The organism is Anaeropeptidivorans aminofermentans (assembly GCF_940670685.1).
GTDB classification, from domain to species: Bacteria; Bacillota; Clostridia; order Lachnospirales; family UBA5962; genus Anaeropeptidivorans; species Anaeropeptidivorans aminofermentans.
Map to the genome: position 1 here is coordinate 2,548,264 of NZ_OW711693.1, position 26,366 is coordinate 2,574,629.

The following is a 26,366-nucleotide window of genomic DNA, read 5'->3' on the forward strand; positions in this document are numbered from 1 at the left end:
CTATGTCACTAAAAAGTTTAGACAATAAAGGCCGCTGGCGCAACAAGACTGTGGCGTTCCGCGTATCGCCGGAGGAAGATGAGCGGATTGAGACCGCCGTTCGTCTTTCCGGTCTGACCAAGCAGGATTATATCGTCCGGCGGCTGCAATGCTTGGATATTGTGGTACAGGGCAATCCCCGCGTGTATAAAGCCCTCCGCAATCAGCTTGCTGCCGTGTTGGAAGAATTGCAGCGCATTGCCTCCGGCGAACAGGTTGACGATGACTTGCTGGATACGATCCAGCTTGTCACTAAAACAATGGATGGATTAAAGGAGGAGTGCTGATGATCGAAACCAAAGAAAAAGTGACCGCCCTGTATTCGTCTGCTGTAACAGGCGAAGGGCAATCACCATCGCTAAAACTTGAAACTAGTATACCCGAAGATGAGCCAAAAATCAATGATGATTTCGAGGACGATTATATAAATGATTATTTTCGAAAAATGAACAATCCCGATTATCTACACACCGTTTCCCTCACAGAGCTGTATGACACAGTTTACCAGCCGAGGGCGCAGGTAATTGATGGACTGTTATGCTCCGGCGCGTACCTGTTCGCCGGAGCGCCCAAGGTCGGAAAATCCTTCTTCATGGCGCAGCTTGGTTACCATGTGAGCGGGGGTATTCCCTTATGGGAGTACCCCGTTCACAGAGGCACCGTTCTCTATCTCGCGCTGGAGGATGACTATGCACGGCTGCAAAAGCGGCTGTCGCGGATGTTTGGTATGGACAGCATAGATAATTTCTATTTTGCGACTCACGCCAAAAACGTGAGCGAAGGGTTAGATGGTCAGCTCATGAAATTCGTCAGCGAGCATCCCGATACGAGGCTCATTATCATCGACACTTTGCAAAAGGTACGTGAGGTTGGCGGCGAAAAATACAGCTACGCCAGCGACTATGAAATTGTAACCAAACTCAAGCAATTTGCAGACCATCACAATGTCTGCGTTATGCTCGTCCATCACACGCGAAAGCAATCGGCAGACGATTCCTTTGATACCATATCCGGCACAAACGGTCTGCTTGGCGCAGCGGATGGCGCGTTCATTATGCAGAAGGAAAAACGCACAGAGAACAAGGCCATTTTGGAAATCGTCGGCAGAGATCAGCAGGATCAAAAGTTGCATCTTCTCTTTGACCGTGACCGTTGTTTGTGGCAGTTGACCGATAAGGAAACGCAGCTTTGGAAAGAGCCGTCTGATCCGATACTTGAAGCCGTTGCTCGTCTTGTAACGGATGTCGCTCCGAGTTGGAGCGGCAGCGCAACGGAATTGATTGATGGATTGGATAGGATGGATATTCAGCCAAATGTTCTGACACGAAAATTAAATGTCGGGGCAGATAGGCTGTGGAACGAATATGGCATCCGCTATGAGAGCAGCCGTACCCATGCCGGAAGGACGATCAAGCTGACGCTGGATAATTCCCATGCGTGACGATGGTGACGGTCGTGTCGATATTTCCGAGAGTGGTGACAGTATCAAAAATACCGTCACAATCGTCACGACCGACACGGGGAGCGGGCGCAAAGTCAAGGGGGCATACCTGAGGGTGGAGATTTGCGTCAGCAAATACAACCCAAACCCCTTGACGCCGCGCCGCGGACAACACTCGCCAGCGGAGGGAAAGCAACGCTTTTCCTCCTGCCTAACGGCGAGTGACAAAGTTTCGGGAAGCCGTGCGGCCGCCCTTTTCAAAGGGCGATGAGCACTGGGGAGCCGACCGCAGGCGGCAGGGCAAAGCCCCCTCCACCCCGTAGGGCGCAAGGGCGCTTTTGATACGCAGTGTCAAAAGTGCTTTTGCGTTACTTTTGAAAAAAGTAACAAAACCCCGGCTTTGCCGGATACCCGCCGAAAAGAAGGAGGATGCAATGAAGCGCACGATCAGTGTCATGCTCGGTAAAGGTTCCGTCAATCACAACAGCCGCCAATTCAAGGCAACCAATATAGATGCCGAGCGTACTCAGCTCAATATTTCATATTGTAACATGCCCATCAAAGATGTTTATCATGAGCTTTTCGATGAAGCTCTCCTAAGATATAACGCCAAACAAAAACGCGCCGACCGCTGCATTAATGATTACTACGAAAAAATTCGGACGGGCAAACAGGAGAAGCTCTTTTATGAGGTTATATTTCAAGTGGGAAACAAAGAAAATATGGCCGCAGAGAGCGAGGACGGTCAGCTTGCCGCAAAGGTTCTCGATGACTTCATGCAGAGCTTTCAGGATCGAAATCCGCACCTGAAAGTCTTCTCCGCTCATCTCCACATGGACGAGGCTACACCCCACCTGCATGTGGATTTTGTGCCATTCATCACAGGCAGTAAACGCGGCCTGGATACCCGCGTGTCACTTAAGCAGGCGTTAGCCGCGCAGGGTTTTATTGGCGGCACCCGCGGCGATACCGAATGGAGCCAGTGGGTTAAATCCGAAAAGGAGCAGCTTTCACATGTGATGGAGCGACACGGTATCGAATGGGAACAACTTGGTACTCACGATGAGCATTTAAGTGTTATGGATTATAAAAAAGTGCAGCGATCAAAAGAAGTTGCTTCTCTGGAAGAAACCATAGAAAAGCTACAAAATAAGCAGGTGGATGTTCAGGCTGTTGAACAAATTGAGGCAAAAAATGTTCCTCTTTCCTCAAAGGTAATGCTGGAGAAGGTGGACTATAAAACACTTGTAACAGCGGCGCAGAAATATGTTGTCCAGGTGAAAAAAGAGCGAAAGCTCGAAAAGCTCTTGCAAGCCGCTGAAAAAACCATCGCCGGATTAAAAGCCAAGGTCGCGGAGCTGACGGAAACAATATCGTCACTCACGAGGCAGCTTGACCAGTATCGCTCTGTCCGTGGACAACTCAATGTGGGAAGTTTGCAGAAGGAAAATAAGGAGCTGAAGCAACGCAACAGCTTCTACAAATCAATCATTGAGCAACACGGTCTTGCTCATCTGCTGGGTAGGAACAAGGATCAACGGCAGACGCGGGATGCTCGTTAAAAAATAAAATCGTAAGAAGTAAAGGCTCGCTGTGGTAGCAAGCCTTTACTTCTTCTCAGGTGGTAATTCAATTTTGCCATGCTTTTCTTCAAATTCCCGTATACAGTTGTTTATTAAAAACATAATTTGGCCGCTGGCTGAGCGATCTTCATATTTAGCCACATAATGAAATTTTTGCAATACATCCTCGTCGATACGGATGCTGATATGCTTATTCTTTTTCAAATTGTCCGCTCCAATCACTTGAAATACACTTGTTACACATTTATTTTAAGTGTATTTTGTGATACAATCCTATTATGCACTAAATGTTAGTGCATAATATTTTGAGAGGACTGATTTTGAATGGACAAAGCATCAACCTGTTGCTTTATCGGGCACAGAAAACTTCCTAAAGAAAAAATCGAGCAAATCATAATACGCTTGGATCAAGAGGTCGAGAATCTTATCAACATGGGGGTAACGGATTTTATCTCGGGCGGTGCATTGGGTTTTGACCAGATTGCCGCCTCTTTGATTATTGCTAAAAAAGAGATGGGCCGCAAGATTCGATTGATTTTCGCGCTACCCTGCAAAAATCAAGATGAATTTTGGTCTGATGAGCAAAAACGGTTATACCACAACATCATTGCCGAAGCCGATGAGGTCATCTATGTTTCGGAGGAATACTCTAATGGTTGTATGAAAAAGCGAAATCGTTATATGGTGGAGCGGTCTGCGTACTGTATATGTGCTCATCTGCATCCATTCAGCGGGACAGATCAAACCGTAAAATATGCGCGAAAAAAAGGACTTAAGATACTTAACGTAGCCGAACAGCGAATGCACTTCTTATAATATCTTGTCAAAATGGATTGTATAAATTTCGTTTCTGCGATATAATGTCGATAACATATCTTTCCAAGGAGATTTAGAAAGAATGAATGGAATGACGACAAAGGAAGCTGCCGAAAAATGGGGCGTTACCCCCAGACAAGTGCAGCTTTTATGCGCTACAGGCCGTATACCGGGAGCCGTTCGTTTCGGTAACGCTTGGGTGATTCCTGAGGATGCTCAGAAACCGCAGGATGGCCGCAGCGATAAAACCTCTAAAGAATAAGTCTATTTGATGGATGATACATAAAGGATGACTACAAATGATTACAGGCGAGCTGAAAAATAAAGTCGACAGGCTGTGGGAAATGTTTTGGACAGGGGGCCTCACGAACCCGCTGGACGTCATTGAGCAAATAACATATTTAATGTTTATTCGTGACCTTGACAAGAGCGACCAGGAGCGTCAGCGGGAAAGCGGTATGCTGGATATTTCATATACCAGTATGTTTGCGGGAAAAGAGTACTTGAAATGGTCTGCCCTACGAGATAGGCCTGCTGAAACCATGTATCAGATCATGCAGGGGGAAGTGTTTCCGTTTATCAAGAAATTAAATGGAAAAAGCGGCACTTATGCCAAGTACATGGCGGACGCTATTTTTAAGGTGCCCACTCCCCAGCTTTTGGAGAAGATCGTAACTGCGCTGGATGAACTGTATGCCTATATTGAAAAGATGCCCGACAAGCAGGATGCCCGGGGCGATTTGTATGAATATATGCTCTCGAAACTATCTACAGCAGGCACGAACGGCCAATTCCGCACTCCGCGCCACATCATCCGCATGATGGTGGAACTGCTGGATTTGCAGCCGGATGACGTAATCTGTGATCCGGCTTGCGGCACCAGTGGTTTTTTGGTAGCAGCGGGCGAATATCTCAAAGAGCATTATTTAGACGAGATTTTTTATAATAAACAGGCCAAGAAACATTACGATAGCACCATGTTCACCGGCTACGATATGGATCGGACAATGCTGCGTATCGGGGCCATGAACATGATGACCCACGGCATCAGAAACCCTAACATCGAATATAGGGACAGCCTGTCTGACAAAAACACGGACACCGGACGATACACAAAAATCCTAACGAATCCCCCTTTTAAAGGCAGTCTGGATTATGACATTGTTTCCACCGACCTGCTGAAAGTGGCCAAGACGAAAAAGACCGAACTTCTGTTTCTGGCGCTGATTTTGCGGATGCTGAAAAATGGCGGACGCTGTGCATCCATCGTGCCCGATGGTGTGCTCTTTGGCTCTAGCAAGGCGCACAAGGATATCCGGAAAGATATCGTAGAAAACCACAGGCTGGAAGCGGTTATTTCCATGCCTTCCGGCGTATTTAAGCCCTACGCCGGGGTTTCTACCGCTGTCATCGTATTTACCAAGACCGGCGCTGGTGGCACCAACAAGGTTTGGTTTTATGATATGCAGAGCGACGGTTACAGTTTGGATGACAAGCGCACAGCGCTGAACAGAAGCGATATCCCAGATATCGTGACGCGCTTCCATGCGCAGGATGCGGAAGAAAATCGCCAGCGTACCGAGCAAAGCTTCCTTGTGCCAAAGGATGAGATTGTGGGCAATGACTACGACCTTTCCATCAACAAGTACAAGCAGAGTGCCTATGTGGAGGAGGAGTATCCCCACCCGCTGGAGATTTTGACCGAACTCAACGAGCTAGAAATGGAGATTACCGCAGGCCTTGCAGAACTGGAGGCGGTGCTGCGTGGGTAAGTGGAAGATAGTTGCTTTTGACGAGGTACTTACCATAATAAATGGAAAAAACCAGAAACAGGTAGAAAATCCATCAGGGAAGTACCCTATTTACGGAAGCGGCGGAGTAATGGGTTATGCCGATGACTATTTATGTGAAGCCAATACTGTGGTGATAGGACGAAAAGGAACGATTAATCGTCCTATATTTGTCGAAGAACCTTTTTGGAATGTCGATACTGCGTTTGGTCTATGTGCAAAAAACATTCTACATCCTAAATATCTATTTTACTTTTGTGAGCAATTTGACTTTGAAACGTTAAACACAACTGTTACAATACCAAGCCTGACAAAAGCAAACTTACTAAAAATTAAAATTCCCCTCCCACCGTTGCCCGTGCAGCAACAAATTGCCGATGCACTTGACTGCGCCAGCGCCCTCATTGAAAAGCGCAAGGCGCAGATTGAAAAGCTGGATTTGCTGGTCAAATCGCAGTTTATTGAAATGTTCGGCGACCCGGTGACAAATCCGATGGGGTGGGGTGTTCAAAGTCTTAAAGATATTTGTACAAAGTTAACTGATGGAACACATTTTTCCCCTGAAAGTTATCAGAGCGGTGATTATATGTATATTACAGCTAAGAACATAAAGCCTGGAGGTTTAGATTTTTCAAACATAACCTACGTGAAAACTGATGTGCATAATCAAATCTATGCTCGATGTAACCCAGAGTGTGGTGATGTTCTATATATTAAAGATGGTGTCACGACTGGTATTGCAATAGTTAATACACTTCAGGAACCGTTTACTATGTTGTCAAGTGTTGCCTTATTAAAGCAAAATCGTTTAATAGTTACTGGTGAATATCTGTGTGGTGTATTAAATAATAAGAATATGTACTCGGCAATAAGAGGTAATATGGGAGGAGCAGCCATAACTCGGCTTACAATTGCTAAACTAAACAAAGTTGAATTGCCTATTCCACCCATCACCCTCCAAACTCAATTTGCCGACTTTGTCCAGCAAGTCGAAGCCCAAAAATCCTTACTCCAGCAATCCCTTGCCAAACTGGAGAAAAATTACAAATCTCTGATGCAAAAGTGTTTTAAGGGGGAAATGTTTAATGAATAATCTTAACACGGCAATGGTAGACCTTGCAGTCCAACTGTCAACCTTAGCGGTAAAAGGTACAGCAACCGCGGTAACGACTAAAATCAAAGCTGCAAAAGAGATAAAAGACAATGAAAAGCTTCGGAATGTATATGATGAAATGGTAAATGAGCTTCTGAATGAGCGTGATGAAGCTGTGCGAATCGCACAGGCATATAAGTCGGAACTTGATAGGATTATTATAAGTGATGAGGATATTCATCATTTAGAATTTACTGTATCAAACGTGTTAGAAATATTAAGAAGCTTTTCACCTGATATACCTGTGGATACATTTGAACAGTTTAAGAGCTTAATTAGTGTAGATACGCTAAAAACAATGCAATTGCTGGGGTTTAACTACAAAGTCGCCATTGGAGAACCATTGACAAATATTTGTGCTGATACTATACGTTCATGGGGAAACAAGAAGTCCTCCCAAGGAGGAAATGCTTCTCAGAATCGCAAAAAATGATATTCCAATCAATATCGAGGTGCCGCCATGCAGACCAACTTTGATTTTCTACTAAAAGACCCACAATTTGAGCCATTTGCCGAGGCTGCGGTTTCGGCGGAACGTGTTCTGCCCATTTCTCCGGCTCTGTGCGCTACAGCTTGCCGCACGGCGCTGGAGTTTGCGGTGAAGTGGGTCTACAGCGTGGATGGCTCTCTCACGATGCCTTACGAGGACAAGCTGGTCACTCTCATCAGTACCGAGAATTTTAAAGATTTGATTCCGTCCGGCATGAGCACAAAGCTGAACTATTTGCGCAAGGTGGGCAACAACGCCACCCACAACCCCAAGGGGGTCAGCCGTGATCAGGCGGTACTGGCGCTGCAAAATCTACATAGTTTTCTGGATTTTGTCGCCTATTGCTACGGAACGGACTATAAAGAAATTGCCTTTGACAAATCCCTATTGGATGTGTTGACGCATACCGCAGCGCCTGTTACACCGGAACCACCGGAAGAATTGGATTTCGCTGCTTTGCTGGACGAGAACTTTCCCAAGAGAGAAAAGCTCACCGCCAAGCGTGTAGCACAGCTCAAACAGGGCTATACCGTCAAGCCCATGGATATGACCGAGGCCGAAACCCGCAAGGCATATATTGACGTAATGCTGCAGGACGCAGGCTGGCAGCGCGGCCCCCATTGGGTGGAGGAATATCCCATTGATGAGATGCCCAATAAAGCAGGCAAAGGCAAAGCCGATTATGTGCTGCTGGGGGATAACGGCCTGCCTTTGGCGGTCATCGAGGCCAAGCGCACCAGTGTCAACGTAGAAAAGGGCCGCCAGCAGGCCAAGCTTTATGCCGATTTTCTGGAAAAGAAAACCGGTCAGCGCCCTGTTATCTTCCTAACCAATGGCTATGAAACCCGCATCTGGAGCGACAAATATTATCCGGAGCGGCAGGTTTCTGGCATCTACTCCAAGCGTGACTTGGAAAAAGAGTTTAATAAAATGCACGATCGTACCTCTCTTAAAGGTGTGCGGGTCAGCGACGAAATATCCAACCGCTATTATCAAAAAGAAGCCATTCAGGCGGTCTGCGATGCATTTGGTGAGCGGAACCGGCGCAAAGCTCTGCTGGTCATGGCCACTGGAAGTGGAAAAACAAGAACGGTCATTTCCCTGGTAGACGTACTCATCCGGCATGGCTGGGTGAAAAACGTGTTGTTTTTAGCAGATCGAAACGCTTTGGTCACGCAGGCAAAGCGTGCCTTTCACAACCAGCTTCCGAACCTTTCCCTGTGCAACCTCACCGAGGGCAAGGAAGAGGCAAGCGCCCGCGCGGTGTTCTCCACTTACCAGACGATGATGAACTGTATTGACGCAACCTGTGATGAAAAGGGGGATCGGCTGTTTACTCCGGGGCATTTTGACCTCATCATTGTAGATGAGGCCCACCGCAGCATTTACAATAAATATAAGGATATTTTCACTTACTTTGACGCGCTTCTGGTTGGCCTGACGGCTACGCCCAAGGACGAGATTGATAAAAACACCTATGGCATTTTCGACCTGGAAAGCGGGGTGCCGACCTATGGGTACGAGCTTTCCCGAGCGGTGAAGGACGGTTATCTGGTAGACTTTGTTTCCATTGAGACCGAACTGAAATTCATGACCGAAGGCATTACCTATGCGGATCTTTCTCCGGAAGAACAGGAAGAGTATGAAAACACCTTTGCCGATGAAGACGGCAACATTCCAGACAGCATTGATTCCAGCGCACTCAATGAGTGGATTTTCAATCAGGATACTATTAAAAAGGCACTGCATGTTCTCATGCAGCACGGTCAGCGCGTGAAATATGGTGAGAAAATCGGAAAGACCATCGTTTTTGCAAAAAACCATAAGCATGCGGAGAAAATTCTTGAGGTGTGGAATAAGGAGTTTCCGGGCTATCCAACACACTACGCTCGTGTGATCGACAACTACGCCAATTACGCACAAAGCTTAATTGACGATTTTTCGGATAAGAGCAAGTTTCCGCAGATCGCTATTTCTGTGGATATGTTGGACACCGGCGTTGATGTGCCGGAGATATTAAATCTTGTCTTTTTTAAAAAGGTACTTAGCCGCGCGAAGTTTTGGCAAATGATTGGGCGCGGTACACGCATCTGTGAAGGGTTGATTGACGGCAAAGACAAGCAGCAGTTTTATATCTTTGATTTGTGCGGAAATTTTGATTTCTTTCGGTTACACACCAAGGGACGAGAAGCCGGAACGGTTGCCACTTTGCAGGAGCGCACCTTCAATACAAAAGTGGAAATGGTGTATAAGCTGCAAGAACTCCCCTTCCAAACGGAGCGGATGCAAAGCTATCGTAAAGAACTGGTTCGAAATTTGGTAACGCAGATAAAAGCGCTACCAAGAGAAAATTTTGCCGTTAAGCAGCATTTGCGTATCATTGACAAATACCAGGGCGAAGATGATTTTTCTACGTTGACCTATGAAAACACGCTGCAGATTGCGGAGCACGTCGCGCCGCTGATTTTGCCGTCAGGCGACGATGTTTCTGCCGCTCGTTTCGACCAGCTTATTTACCAGATTGAGCTTGCGATGCTGACTGAAAAGAGTTACAAACGGGCAAAAAACGATGTGCTCCGCAAGGCGGATGAACTTTCCAAATACGGTACGATTCCGGCTATTGCAGCGCAAAAAGACTTGCTGGAGCAGATACTGCATAACAATTTTTTGGAACGAGCAGGGATATCGGATTACGAGGATATTCGTGTCAAATTACGTGATTTGATCAAATTTGTTCCTGAAAGCGATCGGGTGCGTTACGATACTGACTTTACCGACGACATTCTTACTATGGAATGGAACGAATCGCAGTTGGATAACGATGATCTGGCTCAGTATAAGAAAAAAGTGAATTATTATATTTTGCAGCATCAAGACATTCCCGCTATTGCCAAGCTAAAAGGTAATCGACCTTTGACGCCGGTGGACGTGCACGCACTGGAACATATTCTTTGGAATGAATTAGGCACGAAGGAGCAGTATGATGCACAGTATGGTAAAACACCACTAGGTGAGCTTGTGCGCTCTATCGTTGGCCTTGACCAAAAGGCGGCAAACGAGGCATTCTCCCGCTTTCTCAACGATGCGGAGCTGGACAGCAGACAGATGTACTTTGTTCGGCAGGTCGTGAACTACATCGTAAAAAACGGTATGCTGAAGGACTTGTCTGTGCTACAGGAAAGTCCATTTACGGATCAGGGCAGTGTCAGCGAACTGTTTGATGATGTGGCGGTGTTTATGGATTTGCGGGCTGTGATTGAGGGGATTAATCGGAATGCAGTGGCGGCGTAGACCAAACATAATGAAAGAAAGTAGCAAAGAGGGTGTTTTGGTGAAGAACGTACTAAATTCGATTATAAAGTTTGATTTACATATTCACTCGAAAGCAAGTGAATACAAAGAGAGTGCAGGCATTGTTGACCAATCCACTAAAGAAAACCTCGGGGTGCTTCTCGCTCAACTTAACCGGCACAATGTTGCACTTTTTTCAATAACAGACCATAACCGCTTTGACCCAGAGCTTTATGCGGAAATCAACAGTATTTTGACGCAAAGCGACCATCCCTATCCTAATGTCAGGGCTGTATTAGCTGGAGTAGAGTTTGATGTTATTATCGATGAGGGAATGGGTAAATGTCACATTATAGCAATATTTGATGCAAACAATGAAGCTGATAAGTTTAACAGAATTAATGCTGGTCTACAAACAAATTTATTGACGGATACCCAAGAAGCATATGCTAAGAAAGATTTTGAGGATATTCTAAAAGCTACTGGTCTTGATACAATTTTAATTGCATCACAGAGGAAAAATATCCATAATCAAAGCGGCAATCATAACTCGCTAAGCGACTCGGCAATCAATGTAGAAGAAATCATTAGGGTTGGCTATATAAATGCCCTTGAATTTCAAAAGCCTAAGGTTGAAGGGATATTGCTTAATAACCTAAAAGAGTTGCAGCTGCCAATTTCCCTTTTTTCGGGGAGTGACTGCCATGATTGGTCTTGTTATCCATATCATGATTCCAGAAATCAAAACAAAGACTTCTATCATTCTAAGGCTAAAGTATTGCCTACCTTCAAAGGACTGCTTATGGCTGTTACTTCGCCAGAGACAAGATTTAACTGTAGCGAGAATAACAGCACAAGCATTATTGACAGCATAGAAATAAAAGATCAGCTGCTTCCCCTTGTAAATGGCATAAATGCAATTATAGGCGAAAATGGATCTGGCAAAACCACATTGCTGAAATTACTCAATGGGAAAACATCAGAAGCGCATGTAAAAAAACTTGTACGTGATAATGCTCTCAAAGCAAATAATGCTATTGATCCTCAAAAGATAAGGTATATTGAGCAAGGGCAAATAATAAGAAAATTCAATGAAAAAACCTTGTTTTCGGCTGGTGGTGAGACCAACTTCAAAGAGTTGGATTGTTTGCCATTCAAAGAAGCGTATTCTACATATTCTGATGCCTTGAAAAAAGGGATTGAAACGCTTATTGCGAAGCAAGACGCATTGAGTTCTCTTTCTAAGCACATCATCACCTATGAAGATGGAATGATTGCAAAAAACTACTACATTGATATTACGGGCAATGAAAGCTTCGAAAGCACAGACAACCCACACGAAAAAGCGCATAAAGATATTGATAACCTACTGAAAAAAGCAAATGCCTTATTAAGTGATGCCTACTTTGAACAGTATAAAAAACAGTTAGAACGAGTTGTTAGTGAATTAAAATCTATAAGTGATGATGTTGACCGCAAGTGGAAAACAGTAAACTATGAAGCAAATGTCAAGAATATTATACATGGCTCCATAGATGATTATTTGCGAAAAGTAAAGGAAAACTCATCAACAAAGGATCGAGAGATTAAGGAATATGGAAAGAAAAAGCGGCAGTTGATTGATGCTGTCACTGCGGCTATCAAAGCTTCTGTGATGGATATTGAGTGGACTGCTACCCCACCTATTTTGGAAGGAGCAACTAAAAATCCGAAGCAAGGATTTTACTTTAACCGTGAGGCTGCATATAACGGGGTTTCTATGTTGGATAGCTTTTATACGAAAATGTTTGTAAAGGAATATAGGGATCCCCAAAAGCTTCAAGAGATCAAGACATTTGAATTGTTTTCAACAGCAATCATGGGGTGTACTTCTACTACAGATATCAGCACAAAGTGGACAGAGAATTTCGAAAAATTTATCGCAGATGCTACAAAGACAAATGATTATATAATGGATGGGGCTGACCAACAAGTAGGAAACACACTTGGAGAAATGTCGCTATCTTATTATAAATTCTTCACGCAGGACGATCAGGACTGGAGTGTCTTAATAATAGACCAGCCTGAAGATAATATATCTAATAATAATATCAGCCAAAAGCTGATTGGATATTTTAACGCTATACGAGATAGAAAGCAAATTATTTTTGTGACTCATAATCCTCTATTAGTTGTCAACTTGGATGTAGATAACGTAATCTTTGTTAAGAATAATAATGGTGAAATTTCAACCTATAATGGATGTTTAGAGTATGAAGATGAACAAACCGATATCCTTGACCTCATTGCAAAGAACATGGATGGCGGAAAGGAAACTATAGAAAAGAGGCTAAAGGTCTATGGAAAAAGTCATAAAACTGATCATGAACGCTGATAAATCCATAAAAATTCTTGTCAACGATGAGGAAAAACACATTATTGATGCACAAAATAGAAGCATCTCTGCTGACAAAATCTATGAAATAATTGGATTTGCGGTTGGTGATCAATATTCCGTTGTATCTGAAAATGTATTAGGTGTCGATAAACAAGTTTTGGAGTTTTTTGTCGAGTTGCTCACAGATGTGTCAAAAAAGGTGAATGCGATCATTGTGCCCTCAAACAGTTCTCCGACTGTTTGAACAGACGTAATAAACGATTGTTTTTTAGGTTGTCTGTGTAGAAGTTCGACAAAAAAGCAATCTTTGTTATATGAGGTTGAACCTCGATAATTTTCCCGAAGAGCAATCAAAAGGTATTTTGCACGATGTTCGCAATGTGGGGCACTGGGGAACTGGAGAAGCGGAAGCAACGATAAAAAACGCAAAAGATTTTGAAAGCATTAAATATCTTGTTGATATATGCTATAATGAGAATTGGCAATTAGCATGGAAATAATTGCGCCGATGATCGTTGAAACATATTTGCTTAACCCGCAAACCTATTGCAAGGCCACAGTGAATGCGACCTGCGATAGCGAGCAACTGATAGATTTTTGATAGCAAAAGTTCGGCAACCCGTTAGGATAAGGATAACTGAAATCATATACTATCAAATGGAATTAAAATATCTAAACGAAAAAGTTTAGAAACGAGATTAACTCGGCGAGTGGGAATAGAAACAATAACCCCGTCAAACCTTGTAAATTCAGGGCTTATCGGGGTTATTTTTGTTCCTCACCACACTTTTGATACGAGTTTATATTTTTGCAATTAAAATTATATTATTTATAATCGGGGAAAGCTAAAATATAGGTTTGAAATTCAGATAACTTTTTCTTAATCTTACTGTATTGTGGCTTCTGTTGGCCTATTCCCAAAGTCTTAGTTTTCCTATTATAAATTGACTTTTTATATTGATGCAATAGGTATAATTAAATTTTCTCTATTAAAAGTTCTGGCTTTCAGCTATACAAATCTTAGTGTCACGCCTCTTCCAAAAGAATGATTTCTCAATTATATTGAAGAAATTCAATCAAAATGTTTGCTAAGTATTTTGTGATGCTTTCTAACCCTTATTCAATCTATGGTTTACCGGCCTCTATCTTTAAAGCTTTAGACAAAACTTATTTTCTTATGAAGCTTAGCCACCGCAAAATATAGTTAAGCAAAATAATGTAGCCGCAAAAGCCTATCCCCATAGTTCAAAAACATGGATTTCCGCAAAGAACCGTACATTTTTGAACTATTTTGAATATAAGGCTTTTGTGGCATTTATTTACTTGTTTTACTATACTTCGGTGATTGAAATTATAAAAAAATATAACGTGCTTCTTCGAAGCAAAGCTTACAGGCAATATGTCTAACAGCTTATTTGCATATGCTTATATCCTTCTGCAAATAATTCAGTTTTAATTAATCTATTATAATTTGAGATATGTATAATTAGCTTATTAAATTAATAAACATAATTATAGCCTACTTGTCTTAATTATTTTTATATAAGATTTAAAGGGATTGTTTTTGATAGAATTGTAACTCGTCTAAAATTTATTAACTATTTTTATAAAGGAGAATACTATGGCTGAAATATATATCATTTCAGGGTTTTTAGGAGCAGGAAAAACCACTTTGATTCAGAAACTGCTTAAAGAGGGCTTTCAAGATAAGAAGATAGCTCTTATAGAAAATGATTTTGGGGATATAAGCGTTGATGCTGCGCTTTTGAAATCTGGCAATGTTGAAGTTACCGAAATAAATTCAGGCTGTATATGCTGCAATCTTTCAGGCAATTTTATAAAAGCATTGCAGGAGCTGTTAAGACGATTCAAGCCCGATGCCATATTCATTGAACCTTCAGGCGTCGGAAAATTGTCGGATATTATAAAGTCCTGTTCTGATAAAAGTATCAGGCCTCTTGCTAAAGTTACAGCGAAAATAACCGTTGCCGATGTTAAAAGGTTCAAAATATATCTTAATAATTTCGGTGAATTTTTTGAAGACCAGATTCAAAATGCGGATACGATCCTTTTAAGGCATTCAGAAGATTTTCACCATAAAGTAAACGAAGTAATTGAGCTCATTAAGGAACTTAATAAAAATGCCGCTATTCTATCCAGGCCATGGGATAAAATCTCTGTAGAAGAAATTCTTCCTCCCAAATATAATACTAATACTCCCACACTCTTACATAAACATGTTAAAAAATGCAGCAGCAATCATCATAACTGCAATCACGTTCACCATAATGAGATAAGCTCTTATGCTTGCAATCATTCCCACTCAGCCGAAGAAGTATTTGACACTGTTACTATAAGGACTTCAAAGGCTTTTACTGCAGAAGATTTAAAGTCACGGATATCTTATATGGAACGGAACGCAGAAGGAACTATTCTACGGGCAAAGGGCATTTTAAAAGGAATAAACGGATATATTCATTTGCAATATCTTCCCGAAAACTTTGAAATAACAAATTGCCCTGTCAACGGAGATATGCTCTGTATTATAGGTCAGGGGCTTAACCGCCAGGAGCTTATAAATCTCTTTGATGGGGAGTGAACATAATGAAGATACCCGTTTATGCTATCACCGGTTTTCTGGATTCCGGAAAAACTTCATTTTTAAATAATATGCTGAATAGACGTGACTGCCGGGAGCTTCAATTGCTTGTAATTCAATTTGAAGCCGGTGAAGAAGAGTTTTTCAGCCGGTATGAAAATTGTGGAAATCTTATGTTTACTAAAAGGCAGTTAGAAAATAATCCTGAAAAAATAATAAAAGATATGCTGCATTATATAAGCAGCAATAAAATCGATGAAATCTGGGTTGAATGGAACTGCATGGTTCCTGTATCCCAATTGCAGGACTTGCTTTTAAACAATGCCTTGCAAACTCGATGCAAAATACAAAAGGTATTTCATATTGCAGACTGCAGGAATATAGAAAATTTTCTTGGAAGAACAGGAAGCGCACTTCCGGGTCAGATTTCCGACAGTGATTTTATTGTTCTCCGCTCTTCCTTTGAATATTCTTCCGATAAAATACGCCGTCTTATAAAAGGGATAAACCCCAAAGCAAATATCTATGAAACGAAGGGTATGAATATAAGCGAGGAGATATATAACGAAATCTTTAGCAGAAAAATACACCCTTTAAATTCATTTTTATTAACTTCTATATTTATTATTTTTATATACCTTTTTGGTAAGCCGGTTCTTGAAGGCCTTAACATACCGGTAAATAGGGTTATAAATGTTTTTCTGGGCATTATCCTTCAAGCTGTGCCCTTTTTGCTGATTGGTGTATTGCTGTCCTCTGCAATTCAGGTTTTTATACCTAAAACCTTTATAGAAAAACACTTTCCAAAATCACCGGAGCTTGGAATGGCTGTTGCCATATTGGCTGGTTTTTGCCTTCCTGTGTGTGACTGCGCCTCTATTCCAATCTTTCGGAGTCTGGTAAGAAAAGGCGTCCCTCTTCCCGCCGCAGTAACATTTATGACAGTAACCCCCATTATAAACCCCGTAGTTATTTTATCCACTTACTATGCCTTTGGAAGCCTGAATGTCGTATTAGAACGTATTTGTTTAGGCATAGTTTCGGCAATTATTATTGGTCTTGTTTTTTCCCTGAAGTCTTATAAAGAGGATATCTTATCGGGGGGAAGCTTTGACCGCATTATGTGCAGCTGCGGATTTTATGAAGATACTGAGTCTATTAATTCCCTGCCGGGGAAAATAGGGCTTTTTATACGCCACTCCCAAGCCGAATTTTTTGATGTAGGAAAATATTTAATGATTGGCTCTTTCGTAGCCTCTGCCTTTCAAATCATGGGTACGAATCTGTTTATCTCAATGGAAAGCGGTACTGGATTGGCAATCTCTATTATAATTATGATGGCAATGGCATTTGTTCTTTCTTTATGCTCCTCATCGGATGCAATTGTCGCCCGAAGCTTTGCCCGGCAGTTTCCCATGGGAGCCGTTATGGCCTTTCTTATATTCGGGCCGATGATGGACATAAAAAATATAATGATGCTCTCTTCCGGATTTTCAAAGAGTTTTATTTTAAAATTACTTTTTACGGCATTTACCGTATGCTTTTTGGTTGTTTTCCTGCTGTATGGAATGGGAGGAGTTTAAATGGAAATTAAATTAAGAGCATTTAATCCTCAAATTTTTCTAGAAATCTTATGTTACAGTATTTTCGGCGGGCTAATGATTTATCTCGTTAAAAGCGGAAAATACCTTAACTATGTTACGCCTAAAATGGCTCCTTATCTTTATTTTTCAGCTTTCATTATGGCAATATGGTCATTTTCAAGCATTAGACGGCTGTTTCTTACTAAATATAAAATAAGGTCTATGCACTGTATGGTACTTGCTATTCCGGCATTGCTGATACTCCTCCCCCATCAGGCCTTGGGCGCATCGGACTTTTTGGGAAATTATATCAGTGTAGCTTCTTTTTTAAGTAATCAGGGAGAAAATATATTCAAAAAAGTGGAATTATTGGGAAATACCCTATCAAGCACACAGCCCGATATTTATGAAAATGAACCCTCCGGCGCTCTTCCCGGTCTGGACCCGGAAAATAAAAGAATCACCTTATCCGATGATAACTTTTTCCTGTGGATGAATGTATTATACGCGGATATGAAAACCTATGAGGGATATACCTTAATTACAACAGGTTTTATATACAAAGACCCTAAAATCGTAAAAGAAAATGAATTCGTACCTGCCCGCCTTGCAATGACTTGCTGTGTCGCAGATTTAGTCCCTATGGGGCTGATTTGCCGATATAACAAGGCATCTGAGCTTAACCCAGAGGAATGGGTTACTGTCGAAGGGATTATTTTTACCGGAACTTATGAGTTTGGCGGCAAAATATATGAAGAACCTCAGCTAGAGGTCATTCGTATTACCCCCGCAAAGCCTTTGGAAGGATATGTCTATCCCTATTGATATTAAAGGTTTTATAAATTCTAAAATCATAAAAACTACTTGAGCTTTATTCCACTTTTGACATTTAAAAATTAATATTTCCCTGGCTGCATACAAAAATATAAAAAATATAAGGCAAAAACGGTTAAGCCCATTGGTTTATCGTAAGAATTGTAGAGATTTAAGTGATATTATTATGGCCATCGACACAAATAAATCCTTTAATATGCCAGGGCTTCACTGCTCTAACGTGGTTATTTCGAACGACAGCTCCTATTTTTGTCTGCTTGTAAAGAATCTCAGTATGCAGATGATAAATCCTTTTACTGTAGGAGCAGGATATAATGAAGTAAATATGACACTGCAAGACGGCACAATACACGACCCTGAGGCTGGAGCGGTTTCCAGCAAACGTGTATTTCATCCCTTAAAACATGGCAGAAACTTATTTATGAAGGAAAAAGTCTGAATAATATCCCTATCCTAAAAAAGAGGTGGTGTGAAAAATTTTGTACCACCTCTTTTTATTGTTATGATAGGCCTTATTATATTTCTTGGCTATACAGCCTTGCAAATCCTTTCTCGCAAGTACAGAATAAGCCAAAAATAACTTTCTTCAAATCAAGCTATGCGGCCGCCCAGTTTCCAGCCAATGGATTTTTCACGCATACGGATAAAATCGGCATATAAACCGCCTGCCTGCATAAGCTCCCGATGGGTTCCCCGCTGGGTTATCTTACCTTGATCCAGTACAAGAATTTGGTCGGCATTCTGGACAGTTTTCAAGCGGTGGGCAATCATAATAATAGTTTTGCCATAAGTAAGTTCGGCAATTGCTTCCTGAAGCAAAGCCTCGTTTTCCGGGTCCACATTGGCGGTGGCCTCGTCAAGGATTATGATGGGCGCATCCTTTAAGAGGGCACGGGCAATGGAAATACGCTGTTTTTCACCTCCGGAAATAGTAGCGCCGCCTTCACCGATTATCGTATCGTAGCCCTCGGGCAAAGCACTGATAAAGTCGTGGCAGCATGCCTTTCTTGCCGCTTCTTCTACCTCTGCCATAGTTGCATTAGGCTTTCCGAACTTGATATTGTTGGCAATGGTATCATTAAAGAGATAAACATTTTGAAATACCATACTGAAATTACTCAGCAGGCTATCCAAGGTATACTCCCGAACATCAATGCCGCCAAGGGTGATACTGCCACTGTCTACGTCCCAAAAGCGAGCCATAAGGCTGGTTAGCGTGGTTTTGCCGCCGCCTGAGGGACCCACGATGGCAGTGGTACTTCCTTCGGGTATCTCAAAGGAAACCTTGTCGATTACCTTTTTATTTTCGTAGCGGAATGTCACCTGCTCCCCTTTTATAGTGCAGGATTTGGGCTTTATGGCTTTTCCGTCTATATCCATCACGGGAGTTTCAAATACCTTATTAATTTTATCCATAGAAAGGTCAAGCACACGCAAAAGTGCGCTGTAATTGCCTGCGGTATCCAGCTGGGCATACACCATAAAGGAGGAAATAACCAGAAGCAAACAATTAATCAGCTCTATAGAACCTCTTACATACAGCAGCACAGAAAGAAAAATCATAGCAATGCCAAAGAGCTTAAGTACAAAGCTCTGCGTACCGGTATAAGGTACAAAGGTTTTTTCAAGCTTAACATTGATTTCCTCATTCTCTTTGATAGCTTGATCAACGGTTTTATTGGCTTCTTGATCGAGGTTATAAGAGCGGACTACCCCAATCCCCTGCACATATTCTAAAACTGATCCTACCAGGCGGGTATCAGATGCTGTTTTTAGAGGTGAAACCTGATGGGATTTTTTCTGCATGAGGGCATTGATACCGAAAAATGCAGAAATTCCTACAAGGAGAAGAAGCCCAATACGCCAATCATAAAGCAGAATAACAAAAGTGAACATGGCAGTGGTCAAAAGTCCTTGGGTAGTGAGCATAATCACTCTTGTTGCAACATCTTGGAGATTTTCCGCAGTGTTCGTGGTGATGGAAGTAATGTCACCGAGGCTGTTGTCGTTAAAATAGCCCATAGGCATGTATTTGAGCCTTTCGCCAATTTCTACGCGCTTGTTGGTAGCGACCGTATATCCGCCGACGGTCTGCTTCATGGTAAGGCTTCGCCGGGTCAGCATACAGCCTATAACGCTCACCAACATAATACCAAAGGATATCCACACCGTTTGCACGCTTACACGCTCATTCATAAGCGCAGTCAGCACGACGGCAATGGCAGGGATACGCAGCGACTCAAACAAGGCATGAATCAAGGAAAGGCCAAGCGACTGATAAAACAGACGGCGCTGATTACCGCTGAATTGGAAGAACTTTTTGAATATGGCTATCATGCAATCACCTCCTTTGATGTAATTTCCACGCCGTCCTTGGCAGATGTATGAGCCTTCCACATACTCTTATAAAGAGGTGAGGAGGTCAACAAAACGCTGTGAGTGCCTTGGGCCGCAACCTGTCCTTTTTCTATGACAACGATACTGTCGGAATCGGTAATGGTAGAAAGCCTATGAGCAATAACAATGAGAGTTTTACCCTCCACCAGCCTAGATACCGCCGCCTGTATGACCGCCTCGTTTTCCGGGTCGGTATAGGCTGTTGCTTCGTCAAGAATGATAATAGGGGCGTCTTTAAGCATGGCTCGTGCTATGGTAATGCGTTGCCGCTCTCCTCCCGAAAGATGCCCGCCGGCACCGCCGGCACGGGTTTCATAGCCTTTCTCCAGCTGCATAATAAAGTCGTGGCAGCCGCTTTTACGGGCTACCTCTTCCACTTCTTCATCGCTTGCATTAGACTTACCCATGCGGATATTTTCCCGTATGCTTTCGTCGAAAAGATAATTATCCTGTGCCACATAAGCAATCATGCTATTCAGCTGAGCAAGCGGTATTTGACGTATATCGGTTCCGCCGATGGTGATTTGCCCATCGCCTGTGTCCCACAAAGAAGCTATTAGTTTGGCAATGGTGGATTTTCCGCCGCCTGAAGGTCCAACCAACGCCGTCACGCTGCCTGCCGGTATCGAGAGGTTTACCCCTTGAAGCACCGGCTTTTCCTCATAAGCAAAGCTAACATCTTCTAATCGAATGTCATAGCCCTTTACTGTCGCGGGAGCCGTAGGGCGAACAAGGTCGGGCTGGGTTAACACGTCGGTTACTTCGCCCACGATGGTGTGTATTTTACCTACGTCATCTGAATAACTCATCGTTGTAATAAGAGGGCCCATAATGCCCAGTGATAAAATTATAGACACGATAAAGGTTTCAATAGGTAAACTGCCCTTCATATACAGCATAGTTCCGATGGGCAGTACGCTAACCAGAACCGCTGGAAATACCGACATAGCCAGAGAAAAAAAGGGCAAAGTCGAACGCATCCAGTCAATAGCAGAGTAAGCGGCTTCTTTTGCTGCGGTTGTAAATTTTTCATAAGAGGAAGCCGACTGGTTAAAAGCCTTAATGACCTCAATACCGCCGATATATTCCACCGCCACATCATTGAGACGCTTATTTTTAATAACATAATTCTTAAAACGCGCCTCATAGCTACCCATCATGCCCATATAGCATAAAATCCCCAGCGGCAGAGGTATAATCGCCGCCAGTGCCATACGCCAGTCCAAAACAAAAAGATACACCACAGTGACAATGGAAATCAAAATATTGCCTCCCATTTCCGGCACAACATGAGCAAGAGTGGTTTCCATACTGTCTACCCGTTCCACTATGATGTTTTTAAGCCTTCCTGAAGGAGTATCCAGCAGATAGCCCATCGGTAACCGAGTAAGCTTTTGGGTTAGCTTTAAACGCACCTCTGAGAGCACTGCAAAGGTGGATTTATGAGAAAGCGACGTGGAAATACCATGGAACAGATACCGAAGCATCCAAAATCCTGCGGCAAGCAGGCAGTAAAAACCATAAATGCCCATATCGGTTTCTCCCCGAAGCAGTGCAAGTACTATTTGCGCCACTAAAAAATAAGGCACCATGCTGCAGGCTACCCCCAAAGTGGCAAAAATTAACGAGGCAATATACCCGCCTTTGTGGGGGTAAGCAAACTCCCACAGCCACGAAACAACACCTCTTGAATCTTGATTCATTTTGACTCCTCCTTATATAAATTAGATATATTTATTAGCCTAAGTTAACTAACGCCTAAAAATTTTAGGGCTATTTCAGCCCTAAAATGGTATCCCAACCGGCACTATAAAATTTATTTAACGTACGAATATATTCCAACGCTCGTTCCTTAGGCATATCGTGGGCAACAGTCTCAAAAATGCCGTAGTAAAAGGCACTGGAAAGAATATGGTTCATATCGTCGTCAATATTGGGAATATCATGCCCCAAATTACGCAGCGCATTGATAAACCGCCGGGTATGCTCTATTTCTATTTCAAGCAAACTGTCAATGTAATGCTCATATTCCGTACCGGCAGAGCAGCACACCACAAGTTTGAAAGCATCAAAATGGAGGTATACATAGCTGATAAATTCCTCCAAGGCATGGCTTGAGTAGCTGTGCACCTGCTTTTCCTTATAATCGGCAGGGAATGCGTCAAATTTACTCTGTACTGAAAAATACCAATCCCGAAGATAATTCGCCGGCTCTGAAACGAGAGCATCAAATAAAGCTGCTTTGTCGGGGTAATAGCCATAGATTGCCCCTGTAGTAACCCCTGCCTCTCGGGCAATGCTCCGTAAAGAGGCATTTTTATATCCCTTTTGCAAAAATTCAGCCTTGCCTGCCTCCAGTATACGGTTTTGAGTGGATTCGCCTGCCATGTAAGCCCTCCCTTCAGGATATTTATAACAGTGTTATATCATAGCTTTATCTTTTTGTCAACATTTTTTGGTGGGAAAATCGACCTGCTTTCTCAGCATCTATTAAATATTTTAAGTAATGACTTAATTTTACAAAGCTCAATGGCGGTACTCCTGCCCTGCAATTCTCTATAGAATTATATCTAATTCTGTAAAACAATGATAGTTATTACATATGTTAGCAGAGACACCCCCAAGTTTAAGTATTGGGCAGTTTGTGGGTTTTTTAAAAGGAAAAAGCAGACTAATAATATTTAATAGGCATGCGAATTTAAAGTATAAATATGGAAACCGGCATTTTGGATACAAAAGGTATTATGTAGATACAGTAGGATGAAATACAGGTGTAATAAGAGAGTATATCTGGAATCAGCTACAGGAAGGTATAAAGGTATAATAGAAGATCAAATATCAATAAAAGAATATATAGACCCATTTGCGGGTGATAAGAATAAAAAGGAATAAAAAGAAGCCGCTTTAGCGGCTCCCTGAAAAAGTAATAAGGTTGATGGAATAATTGAATACATCTTAAGGCACTACGTCAGTAGCTAGTGCAAACCACCCGTTAAACAGGTGGTTTGCACCATAGCCTTTAATCTTTGCTATGATAATCAGATTATTTGTTTTGTGATTCCTCTAATTCTTTTAAATCCGGCTCTGCATAGAACTTCTTTAAAATATAGAAGCTTATAAGGCCAAGAACTACCATTACGATACCTATAATGAAGTTTTTCTCAAGGAATCCGAATAATCCCCATACTACAGGTGATGTTTTAAGCCATGTTATCTCTGCTGCTCCGGCAGGCATTTCGTAGCCTACGCTTTGGGCTAATTGGGTAAACGGCGTGGCAACAGCGCTTGCGCCCATAAGGGCAATAGCTAAAATAGGAATACCCATGATAAGGGTTTTTCTTAAATCACCTTTGGAGATAACCGCAGCACCCATTAATATGGAGGCAAAGTTTGCAACGTCTCCGAAAGGAAGAGTTTTGTTTCCGGGAATAATGAATGCAAGAAGAACTAATACAGGAATCAATATGATAGATGATGTAATAACGGATTCGTTTCCTGCAAGCACAGGCCAGTCAAGGCCGATATATACCTTTTTGCCGGGGAATCTGCGCTTCATAAACTCTGCCGCCGCTTCTGATATAGGCTGAAGGGCTTCACTGAATATGGAAGCAAGCCTTGGAAGAACCAGCATAACTGTGGCAACAGTAATGCTCAGTTTAAGGGTAGCTGTAATACCGGAGCCTGAAATCAATCCAAGTAATATACCCATAATAGCGCCTAAAATCATAGGGTCACCGATAAAACCGAACTTTCTACGGAGAGCCGCTGCATCAAGGGGGCTTTTATTTAAAGCCGGTATCCTGTCAAGAAGATAGGCCAAAGGCATAATCGGAAGAAGGAACATCATCCCAAGGTGGGGCACTGTAATATCCGGTATCCCTGAAGTCTTCTGAACGCGTATGGCTACGTAATCGCCAAGCTTAAGCTCTATGATTACAACTAAAATTGCCACTAAGTATGAAAGAATCAAATTGCCTGTAAAGAAATATGTTACTGCGGCGGCGAAAATCTTTGACCACACATTCCATAAATCAACATTTAAAGTGCTTGTAAAGCCTATGGCAAGCATTAAAATATTGACAGCTATCTGAATGGGAAACATCGTTGCCGCATAGGGCCATGCCCAGCTTATCATAGAAGCGGCAGACCAGCCTACATCAAGGGCTGTAAGCTCAAGGCCGGATTGGGTTACGGCTTCTTTTGCAATAGGTGCAATCTGCCCTACCAGCAGTTGAGAGATGAAAATATTCACCGCAGTAAAGGCAACACCAAACATAATACCTGACCTTAGTGCCCTGCCCGGCTTAAGCCCGAAAAGAAGGCCGAGACCAAACATTATTATGGGAAGAAAAACAGCGGCTCCAAGCCCGATGATATAATTAACTGAATTTAATAATGCTTCCATTATTTAGCCCCTCTCTTAAGAACATCTACAACAGACTGCAGGGTCTGTTCCTGTCCCATGCCTGTTAAAAGGGAAACCCCGCTGATAACAGGGACATCTACATCAATAGATAAGTTTGGATTCACTGATACGATACAGTCAGCATCTACGCTTTTAGGGTCAAGCTGACCGAAGGATATTGCCTTTACTTCGACATCAATACCGTTTTTCTCGCAAAACTGTTTTATTTTGTTGGCACACATAACACTTGTGGCAACGCCTGAACCGCAAATTGTTAAAACCTTCTTCATAAATAAATTCCCTCCCTATTTTTGTTGAAAGCAGATACGCCTTTTATGAAAGCTGTAAAAATCAGCTCTGCTTTTTATATATAGCTAATTTACTTTTATGAGGCATAAAAGAAACTTAAAAAGGCTAAGTTTATTTGCTATGCGCTTAAGAAAAGCCATGAAGCTTTAAATAAAGATTTGTTTTAAAGTTTTATAAGTATCACTAAAATTTATCAATAACTATCTTTACCCCTTCTCCGTCTATCATCTTTTGGAAGCCTTCGTTTATTTCTTCAAGCGGTATGCGGTGGGTAATCATAATATTGCCGTTTATCTTGTTCGTAAAAAGCATCTTCTCTGCAAGCTGATACTGCCTTGGGGTAGAGCCTAAAGCGCCCATAACATTTAACTGGTTATAGTGGATAAGATTGCCGTCAACGCCAAGCTCAGGCGCATCCTTTGGAAATCCTGCAAAGAGCAGCACCTTTCCGTTTTTAGCTGCAAGCTGCACAGCCTGACGGGCCGATTCCGTAGAGGTATTGGCAACGATAACAACTTCTGCACCTCTGCCTTCTGTCATGGAATTTATGTAATCTCTGAAAGGTTTAATGTCTTTTGCGTCTCTGCCTATGCAGTAGTAATTATCTGCAATGTTATGCTCTTTTGCATAATCCAGACGTCCCTGAGACCTGTTGGCAAGAATAATATTACCTGCGCCCTTAAGTCTAGCAAGCATAGCATGGAAATATCCGATGGGGCCTGCACCTAAAATAAGCACCGTGTCACCGTATTGAACATTCAGTATTTCCTGTCCGTTAAGGGCAGATACGAGCGGGTCCCCTAAGGTAGCTATTTCAAAGCTGCATTCCTCTGGAATATGAACAACGGTCCCTACTTCTATGCATTTTCCGGGAATGTTAACATATTCAGCAAAAGCTCCGGGATACTGGCCGCCGATTTGCTTTCTGGTTTCGCACATGTTCTGCTGGCCTCTGTCACAGTAATAACAATGGCCGCAGGGAACGCCGGGATGAACTGCAACTCTGTCGCCCACCTTTACAAAAGTAACATTTTCCCCTACGGATTCTACAACACCTGCAAATTCATGACCAAGAACATGGGGAGTCTTAATTTTAGGGTGCCCATGAAGATAAGTTCTTAAATCAGAACCGCAAAGAGCGGCTGCCTTTACTTTTAATACAAAATCATCAGGCCCCGGCATGGGCTTTTCTATCTCCTCTATGGTAATATCTCTGATACCGTTAAATACTGCTGCTTTCATATTTCTGCCTCCTTTAT

The 26,366-nt window shown here is 42.5% G+C and carries 22 protein-coding genes and 1 pseudogene; 16 read left to right on the top strand and 7 right to left on the bottom strand.

Annotated elements, in window-relative coordinates; translation table 11 throughout:
• Positions 1 to 2 precede the first annotated feature (2 nt).
• The 3 genes from NBX03_RS10740 to NBX03_RS10750 all read left to right on the top strand — a co-directional run bounded on the left by NBX03_RS10740 (position 3) and on the right by NBX03_RS10750 (position 3,042).
• Positions 3 to 326, top strand: a complete 324-nt coding sequence (locus tag NBX03_RS10740; RefSeq protein WP_250227774.1) for a plasmid mobilization protein — start codon at positions 3 to 5, stop codon at positions 324 to 326.
• Between the two features lie 2 nt (positions 327 to 328).
• A complete protein-coding gene (locus NBX03_RS10745) occupies positions 329 to 1,480 on the top strand; it encodes an AAA family ATPase (RefSeq protein ID WP_334303380.1) in 1,152 nt (383 codons plus the stop codon).
• Positions 1,481 to 1,914: 434 nt separating this feature from the next.
• Positions 1,915 to 3,042 (top strand): plasmid recombination protein, encoded by a 1,128-nt coding sequence (locus NBX03_RS10750; protein ID WP_250227776.1) that lies wholly within the window; start codon positions 1,915 to 1,917, stop codon positions 3,040 to 3,042.
• A gap of 45 nt (positions 3,043 to 3,087) precedes the next feature.
• Here NBX03_RS10750 and NBX03_RS10755 read toward each other — a convergent pair whose 3' ends face one another.
• Complete coding sequence (locus tag NBX03_RS10755; protein ID WP_250227777.1) at positions 3,088 to 3,267, bottom strand: hypothetical protein; 180 nt, start codon at positions 3,265 to 3,267, stop codon at positions 3,088 to 3,090.
• Between the two features lie 120 nt (positions 3,268 to 3,387).
• On the opposite strand from NBX03_RS10755, the gene NBX03_RS10760 reads away from it, so the two are divergent.
• The 12 genes from NBX03_RS10760 (at position 3,388) to NBX03_RS10815 (ending at position 18,435) form a co-directional block, all read left to right on the top strand.
• On the top strand, positions 3,388 to 3,879 hold the full coding sequence (locus NBX03_RS10760; protein ID WP_250227778.1) for an SLOG family protein: 492 nt from the start codon (positions 3,388 to 3,390) through the stop codon (positions 3,877 to 3,879).
• Between the two features lie 82 nt (positions 3,880 to 3,961).
• Positions 3,962 to 4,141 (top strand): helix-turn-helix domain-containing protein, encoded by a 180-nt coding sequence (locus NBX03_RS10765; RefSeq protein ID WP_250227779.1) that lies wholly within the window; start codon positions 3,962 to 3,964, stop codon positions 4,139 to 4,141.
• 37 nt (positions 4,142 to 4,178) lie between these two features.
• On the top strand, positions 4,179 to 5,651 hold the full coding sequence (locus NBX03_RS10770) for a class I SAM-dependent DNA methyltransferase (protein WP_250227780.1): 1,473 nt from the start codon (positions 4,179 to 4,181) through the stop codon (positions 5,649 to 5,651).
• Positions 5,644 to 6,762, top strand: coding sequence for a restriction endonuclease subunit S (locus NBX03_RS10775; protein WP_250227781.1), 1,119 nt, complete (start codon positions 5,644 to 5,646; stop codon positions 6,760 to 6,762). Before NBX03_RS10770 ends, NBX03_RS10775 begins: the two co-directional genes overlap by 8 nt.
• Positions 6,755 to 7,255 (top strand): hypothetical protein, encoded by a 501-nt coding sequence (locus NBX03_RS10780; RefSeq protein WP_250227782.1) that lies wholly within the window; start codon positions 6,755 to 6,757, stop codon positions 7,253 to 7,255. Before NBX03_RS10775 ends, NBX03_RS10780 begins: the two co-directional genes overlap by 8 nt.
• 27 nt (positions 7,256 to 7,282) lie before the next feature.
• Complete coding sequence (locus tag NBX03_RS10785) at positions 7,283 to 10,603, top strand: DEAD/DEAH box helicase family protein (RefSeq protein WP_250227783.1); 3,321 nt, start codon at positions 7,283 to 7,285, stop codon at positions 10,601 to 10,603.
• The gene (locus NBX03_RS10790) at positions 10,587 to 12,977 is read left to right on the top strand and encodes an ATP-binding cassette domain-containing protein (protein ID WP_250227784.1); all 2,391 of its coding nucleotides are present in this window, start codon (positions 10,587 to 10,589) and stop codon (positions 12,975 to 12,977) included. The genes NBX03_RS10785 and NBX03_RS10790 overlap by 17 nt, the downstream gene beginning before the upstream one ends.
• A complete protein-coding gene (locus NBX03_RS10795) occupies positions 12,943 to 13,224 on the top strand; it encodes a hypothetical protein (RefSeq protein WP_250227785.1) in 282 nt (93 codons plus the stop codon). Before NBX03_RS10790 ends, NBX03_RS10795 begins: the two co-directional genes overlap by 35 nt.
• A 1,377-nt stretch (positions 13,225 to 14,601) precedes the next feature.
• On the top strand, positions 14,602 to 15,579 hold the full coding sequence (locus NBX03_RS10800; RefSeq protein ID WP_250227786.1) for a CobW family GTP-binding protein: 978 nt from the start codon (positions 14,602 to 14,604) through the stop codon (positions 15,577 to 15,579).
• Positions 15,580 to 15,584: 5 nt separating this feature from the next.
• Positions 15,585 to 17,162, top strand: a complete 1,578-nt coding sequence (locus NBX03_RS10805; protein WP_250227787.1) for a permease — start codon at positions 15,585 to 15,587, stop codon at positions 17,160 to 17,162.
• Positions 17,163 to 17,987: a TIGR03943 family putative permease subunit gene (locus NBX03_RS10810; protein ID WP_250227788.1), complete on the top strand. Its 825-nt coding sequence runs from the start codon at positions 17,163 to 17,165 to the stop codon at positions 17,985 to 17,987.
• Between the two features lie 133 nt (positions 17,988 to 18,120).
• Positions 18,121 to 18,435: a hypothetical protein gene (locus NBX03_RS10815; RefSeq protein ID WP_250227789.1), complete on the top strand. Its 315-nt coding sequence runs from the start codon at positions 18,121 to 18,123 to the stop codon at positions 18,433 to 18,435.
• Between the two features lie 152 nt (positions 18,436 to 18,587).
• Here NBX03_RS10815 and NBX03_RS10820 read toward each other — a convergent pair whose 3' ends face one another.
• The 3 genes from NBX03_RS10820 to NBX03_RS10830 all read right to left on the bottom strand — a co-directional run bounded on the left by NBX03_RS10820 (position 18,588) and on the right by NBX03_RS10830 (position 22,781).
• A complete protein-coding gene (locus NBX03_RS10820; RefSeq protein WP_250227790.1) occupies positions 18,588 to 20,333 on the bottom strand; it encodes an ABC transporter ATP-binding protein in 1,746 nt (581 codons plus the stop codon).
• Complete coding sequence (locus NBX03_RS10825; protein ID WP_250227791.1) at positions 20,330 to 22,096, bottom strand: ABC transporter ATP-binding protein; 1,767 nt, start codon at positions 22,094 to 22,096, stop codon at positions 20,330 to 20,332. Before NBX03_RS10825 ends, NBX03_RS10820 begins: the two co-directional genes overlap by 4 nt.
• Positions 22,097 to 22,166: 70 nt before the next feature.
• Entirely contained in the window at positions 22,167 to 22,781 is a 615-nt protein-coding gene (locus tag NBX03_RS10830) for a TetR/AcrR family transcriptional regulator (RefSeq protein ID WP_250227792.1), read from the bottom strand.
• A 208-nt stretch (positions 22,782 to 22,989) separates the two neighbouring features.
• Here NBX03_RS10830 and NBX03_RS10835 point away from each other — a divergent pair.
• Positions 22,990 to 23,285 (top strand): annotated as a pseudogene (locus NBX03_RS10835) (transposase); the annotation flags it as partial.
• A gap of 151 nt (positions 23,286 to 23,436) precedes the next feature.
• Here NBX03_RS10835 and NBX03_RS10840 read toward each other — a convergent pair.
• The 3 genes from NBX03_RS10840 to NBX03_RS10850 all read right to left on the bottom strand — a co-directional run bounded on the left by NBX03_RS10840 (position 23,437) and on the right by NBX03_RS10850 (position 26,349).
• A complete protein-coding gene (locus NBX03_RS10840) occupies positions 23,437 to 24,798 on the bottom strand; it encodes a PTS galactitol transporter subunit IIC (protein WP_250227793.1) in 1,362 nt (453 codons plus the stop codon).
• A complete protein-coding gene (locus tag NBX03_RS10845) occupies positions 24,798 to 25,088 on the bottom strand; it encodes a PTS sugar transporter subunit IIB (protein ID WP_250227794.1) in 291 nt (96 codons plus the stop codon). The genes NBX03_RS10840 and NBX03_RS10845 overlap by 1 nt, the downstream gene beginning before the upstream one ends.
• Before the next feature lie 202 nt (positions 25,089 to 25,290).
• Complete coding sequence (locus tag NBX03_RS10850) at positions 25,291 to 26,349, bottom strand: alcohol dehydrogenase catalytic domain-containing protein (RefSeq protein ID WP_250227795.1); 1,059 nt, start codon at positions 26,347 to 26,349, stop codon at positions 25,291 to 25,293.
• Positions 26,350 to 26,366: the final 17 nt, after the last annotated feature.

Coding starts and splice junctions, on each gene's coding strand:
- NBX03_RS10740 (WP_250227774.1), top strand. CDS start 3: ATGTCACTAAAAAGTTTAGACAATAAAGGCCGCTGGCGCAACAAGACT.
- NBX03_RS10750 (WP_250227776.1), top strand. CDS start 1,915: ATGAAGCGCACGATCAGTGTCATGCTCGGTAAAGGTTCCGTCAATCAC.
- NBX03_RS10760 (WP_250227778.1), top strand. CDS start 3,388: ATGGACAAAGCATCAACCTGTTGCTTTATCGGGCACAGAAAACTTCCT.
- NBX03_RS10765 (WP_250227779.1), top strand. CDS start 3,962: ATGAATGGAATGACGACAAAGGAAGCTGCCGAAAAATGGGGCGTTACC.
- NBX03_RS10770 (WP_250227780.1), top strand. CDS start 4,179: ATGATTACAGGCGAGCTGAAAAATAAAGTCGACAGGCTGTGGGAAATG.
- NBX03_RS10780 (WP_250227782.1), top strand. CDS start 6,755: ATGAATAATCTTAACACGGCAATGGTAGACCTTGCAGTCCAACTGTCA.
- NBX03_RS10785 (WP_250227783.1), top strand. CDS start 7,283: ATGCAGACCAACTTTGATTTTCTACTAAAAGACCCACAATTTGAGCCA.
- NBX03_RS10790 (WP_250227784.1), top strand. CDS start 10,587: ATGCAGTGGCGGCGTAGACCAAACATAATGAAAGAAAGTAGCAAAGAG.
- NBX03_RS10795 (WP_250227785.1), top strand. CDS start 12,943: ATGGAAAAAGTCATAAAACTGATCATGAACGCTGATAAATCCATAAAA.
- NBX03_RS10800 (WP_250227786.1), top strand. CDS start 14,602: ATGGCTGAAATATATATCATTTCAGGGTTTTTAGGAGCAGGAAAAACC.
- NBX03_RS10805 (WP_250227787.1), top strand. CDS start 15,585: ATGAAGATACCCGTTTATGCTATCACCGGTTTTCTGGATTCCGGAAAA.
- NBX03_RS10810 (WP_250227788.1), top strand. CDS start 17,163: ATGGAAATTAAATTAAGAGCATTTAATCCTCAAATTTTTCTAGAAATC.
- NBX03_RS10820 (WP_250227790.1), bottom strand. CDS start 20,333: ATGATAGCCATATTCAAAAAGTTCTTCCAATTCAGCGGTAATCAGCGC.
- NBX03_RS10825 (WP_250227791.1), bottom strand. CDS start 22,096: ATGAATCAAGATTCAAGAGGTGTTGTTTCGTGGCTGTGGGAGTTTGCT.
- NBX03_RS10830 (WP_250227792.1), bottom strand. CDS start 22,781: ATGGCAGGCGAATCCACTCAAAACCGTATACTGGAGGCAGGCAAGGCT.
- NBX03_RS10840 (WP_250227793.1), bottom strand. CDS start 24,798: ATGGAAGCATTATTAAATTCAGTTAATTATATCATCGGGCTTGGAGCC.
- NBX03_RS10845 (WP_250227794.1), bottom strand. CDS start 25,088: ATGAAGAAGGTTTTAACAATTTGCGGTTCAGGCGTTGCCACAAGTGTT.
- NBX03_RS10850 (WP_250227795.1), bottom strand. CDS start 26,349: ATGAAAGCAGCAGTATTTAACGGTATCAGAGATATTACCATAGAGGAG.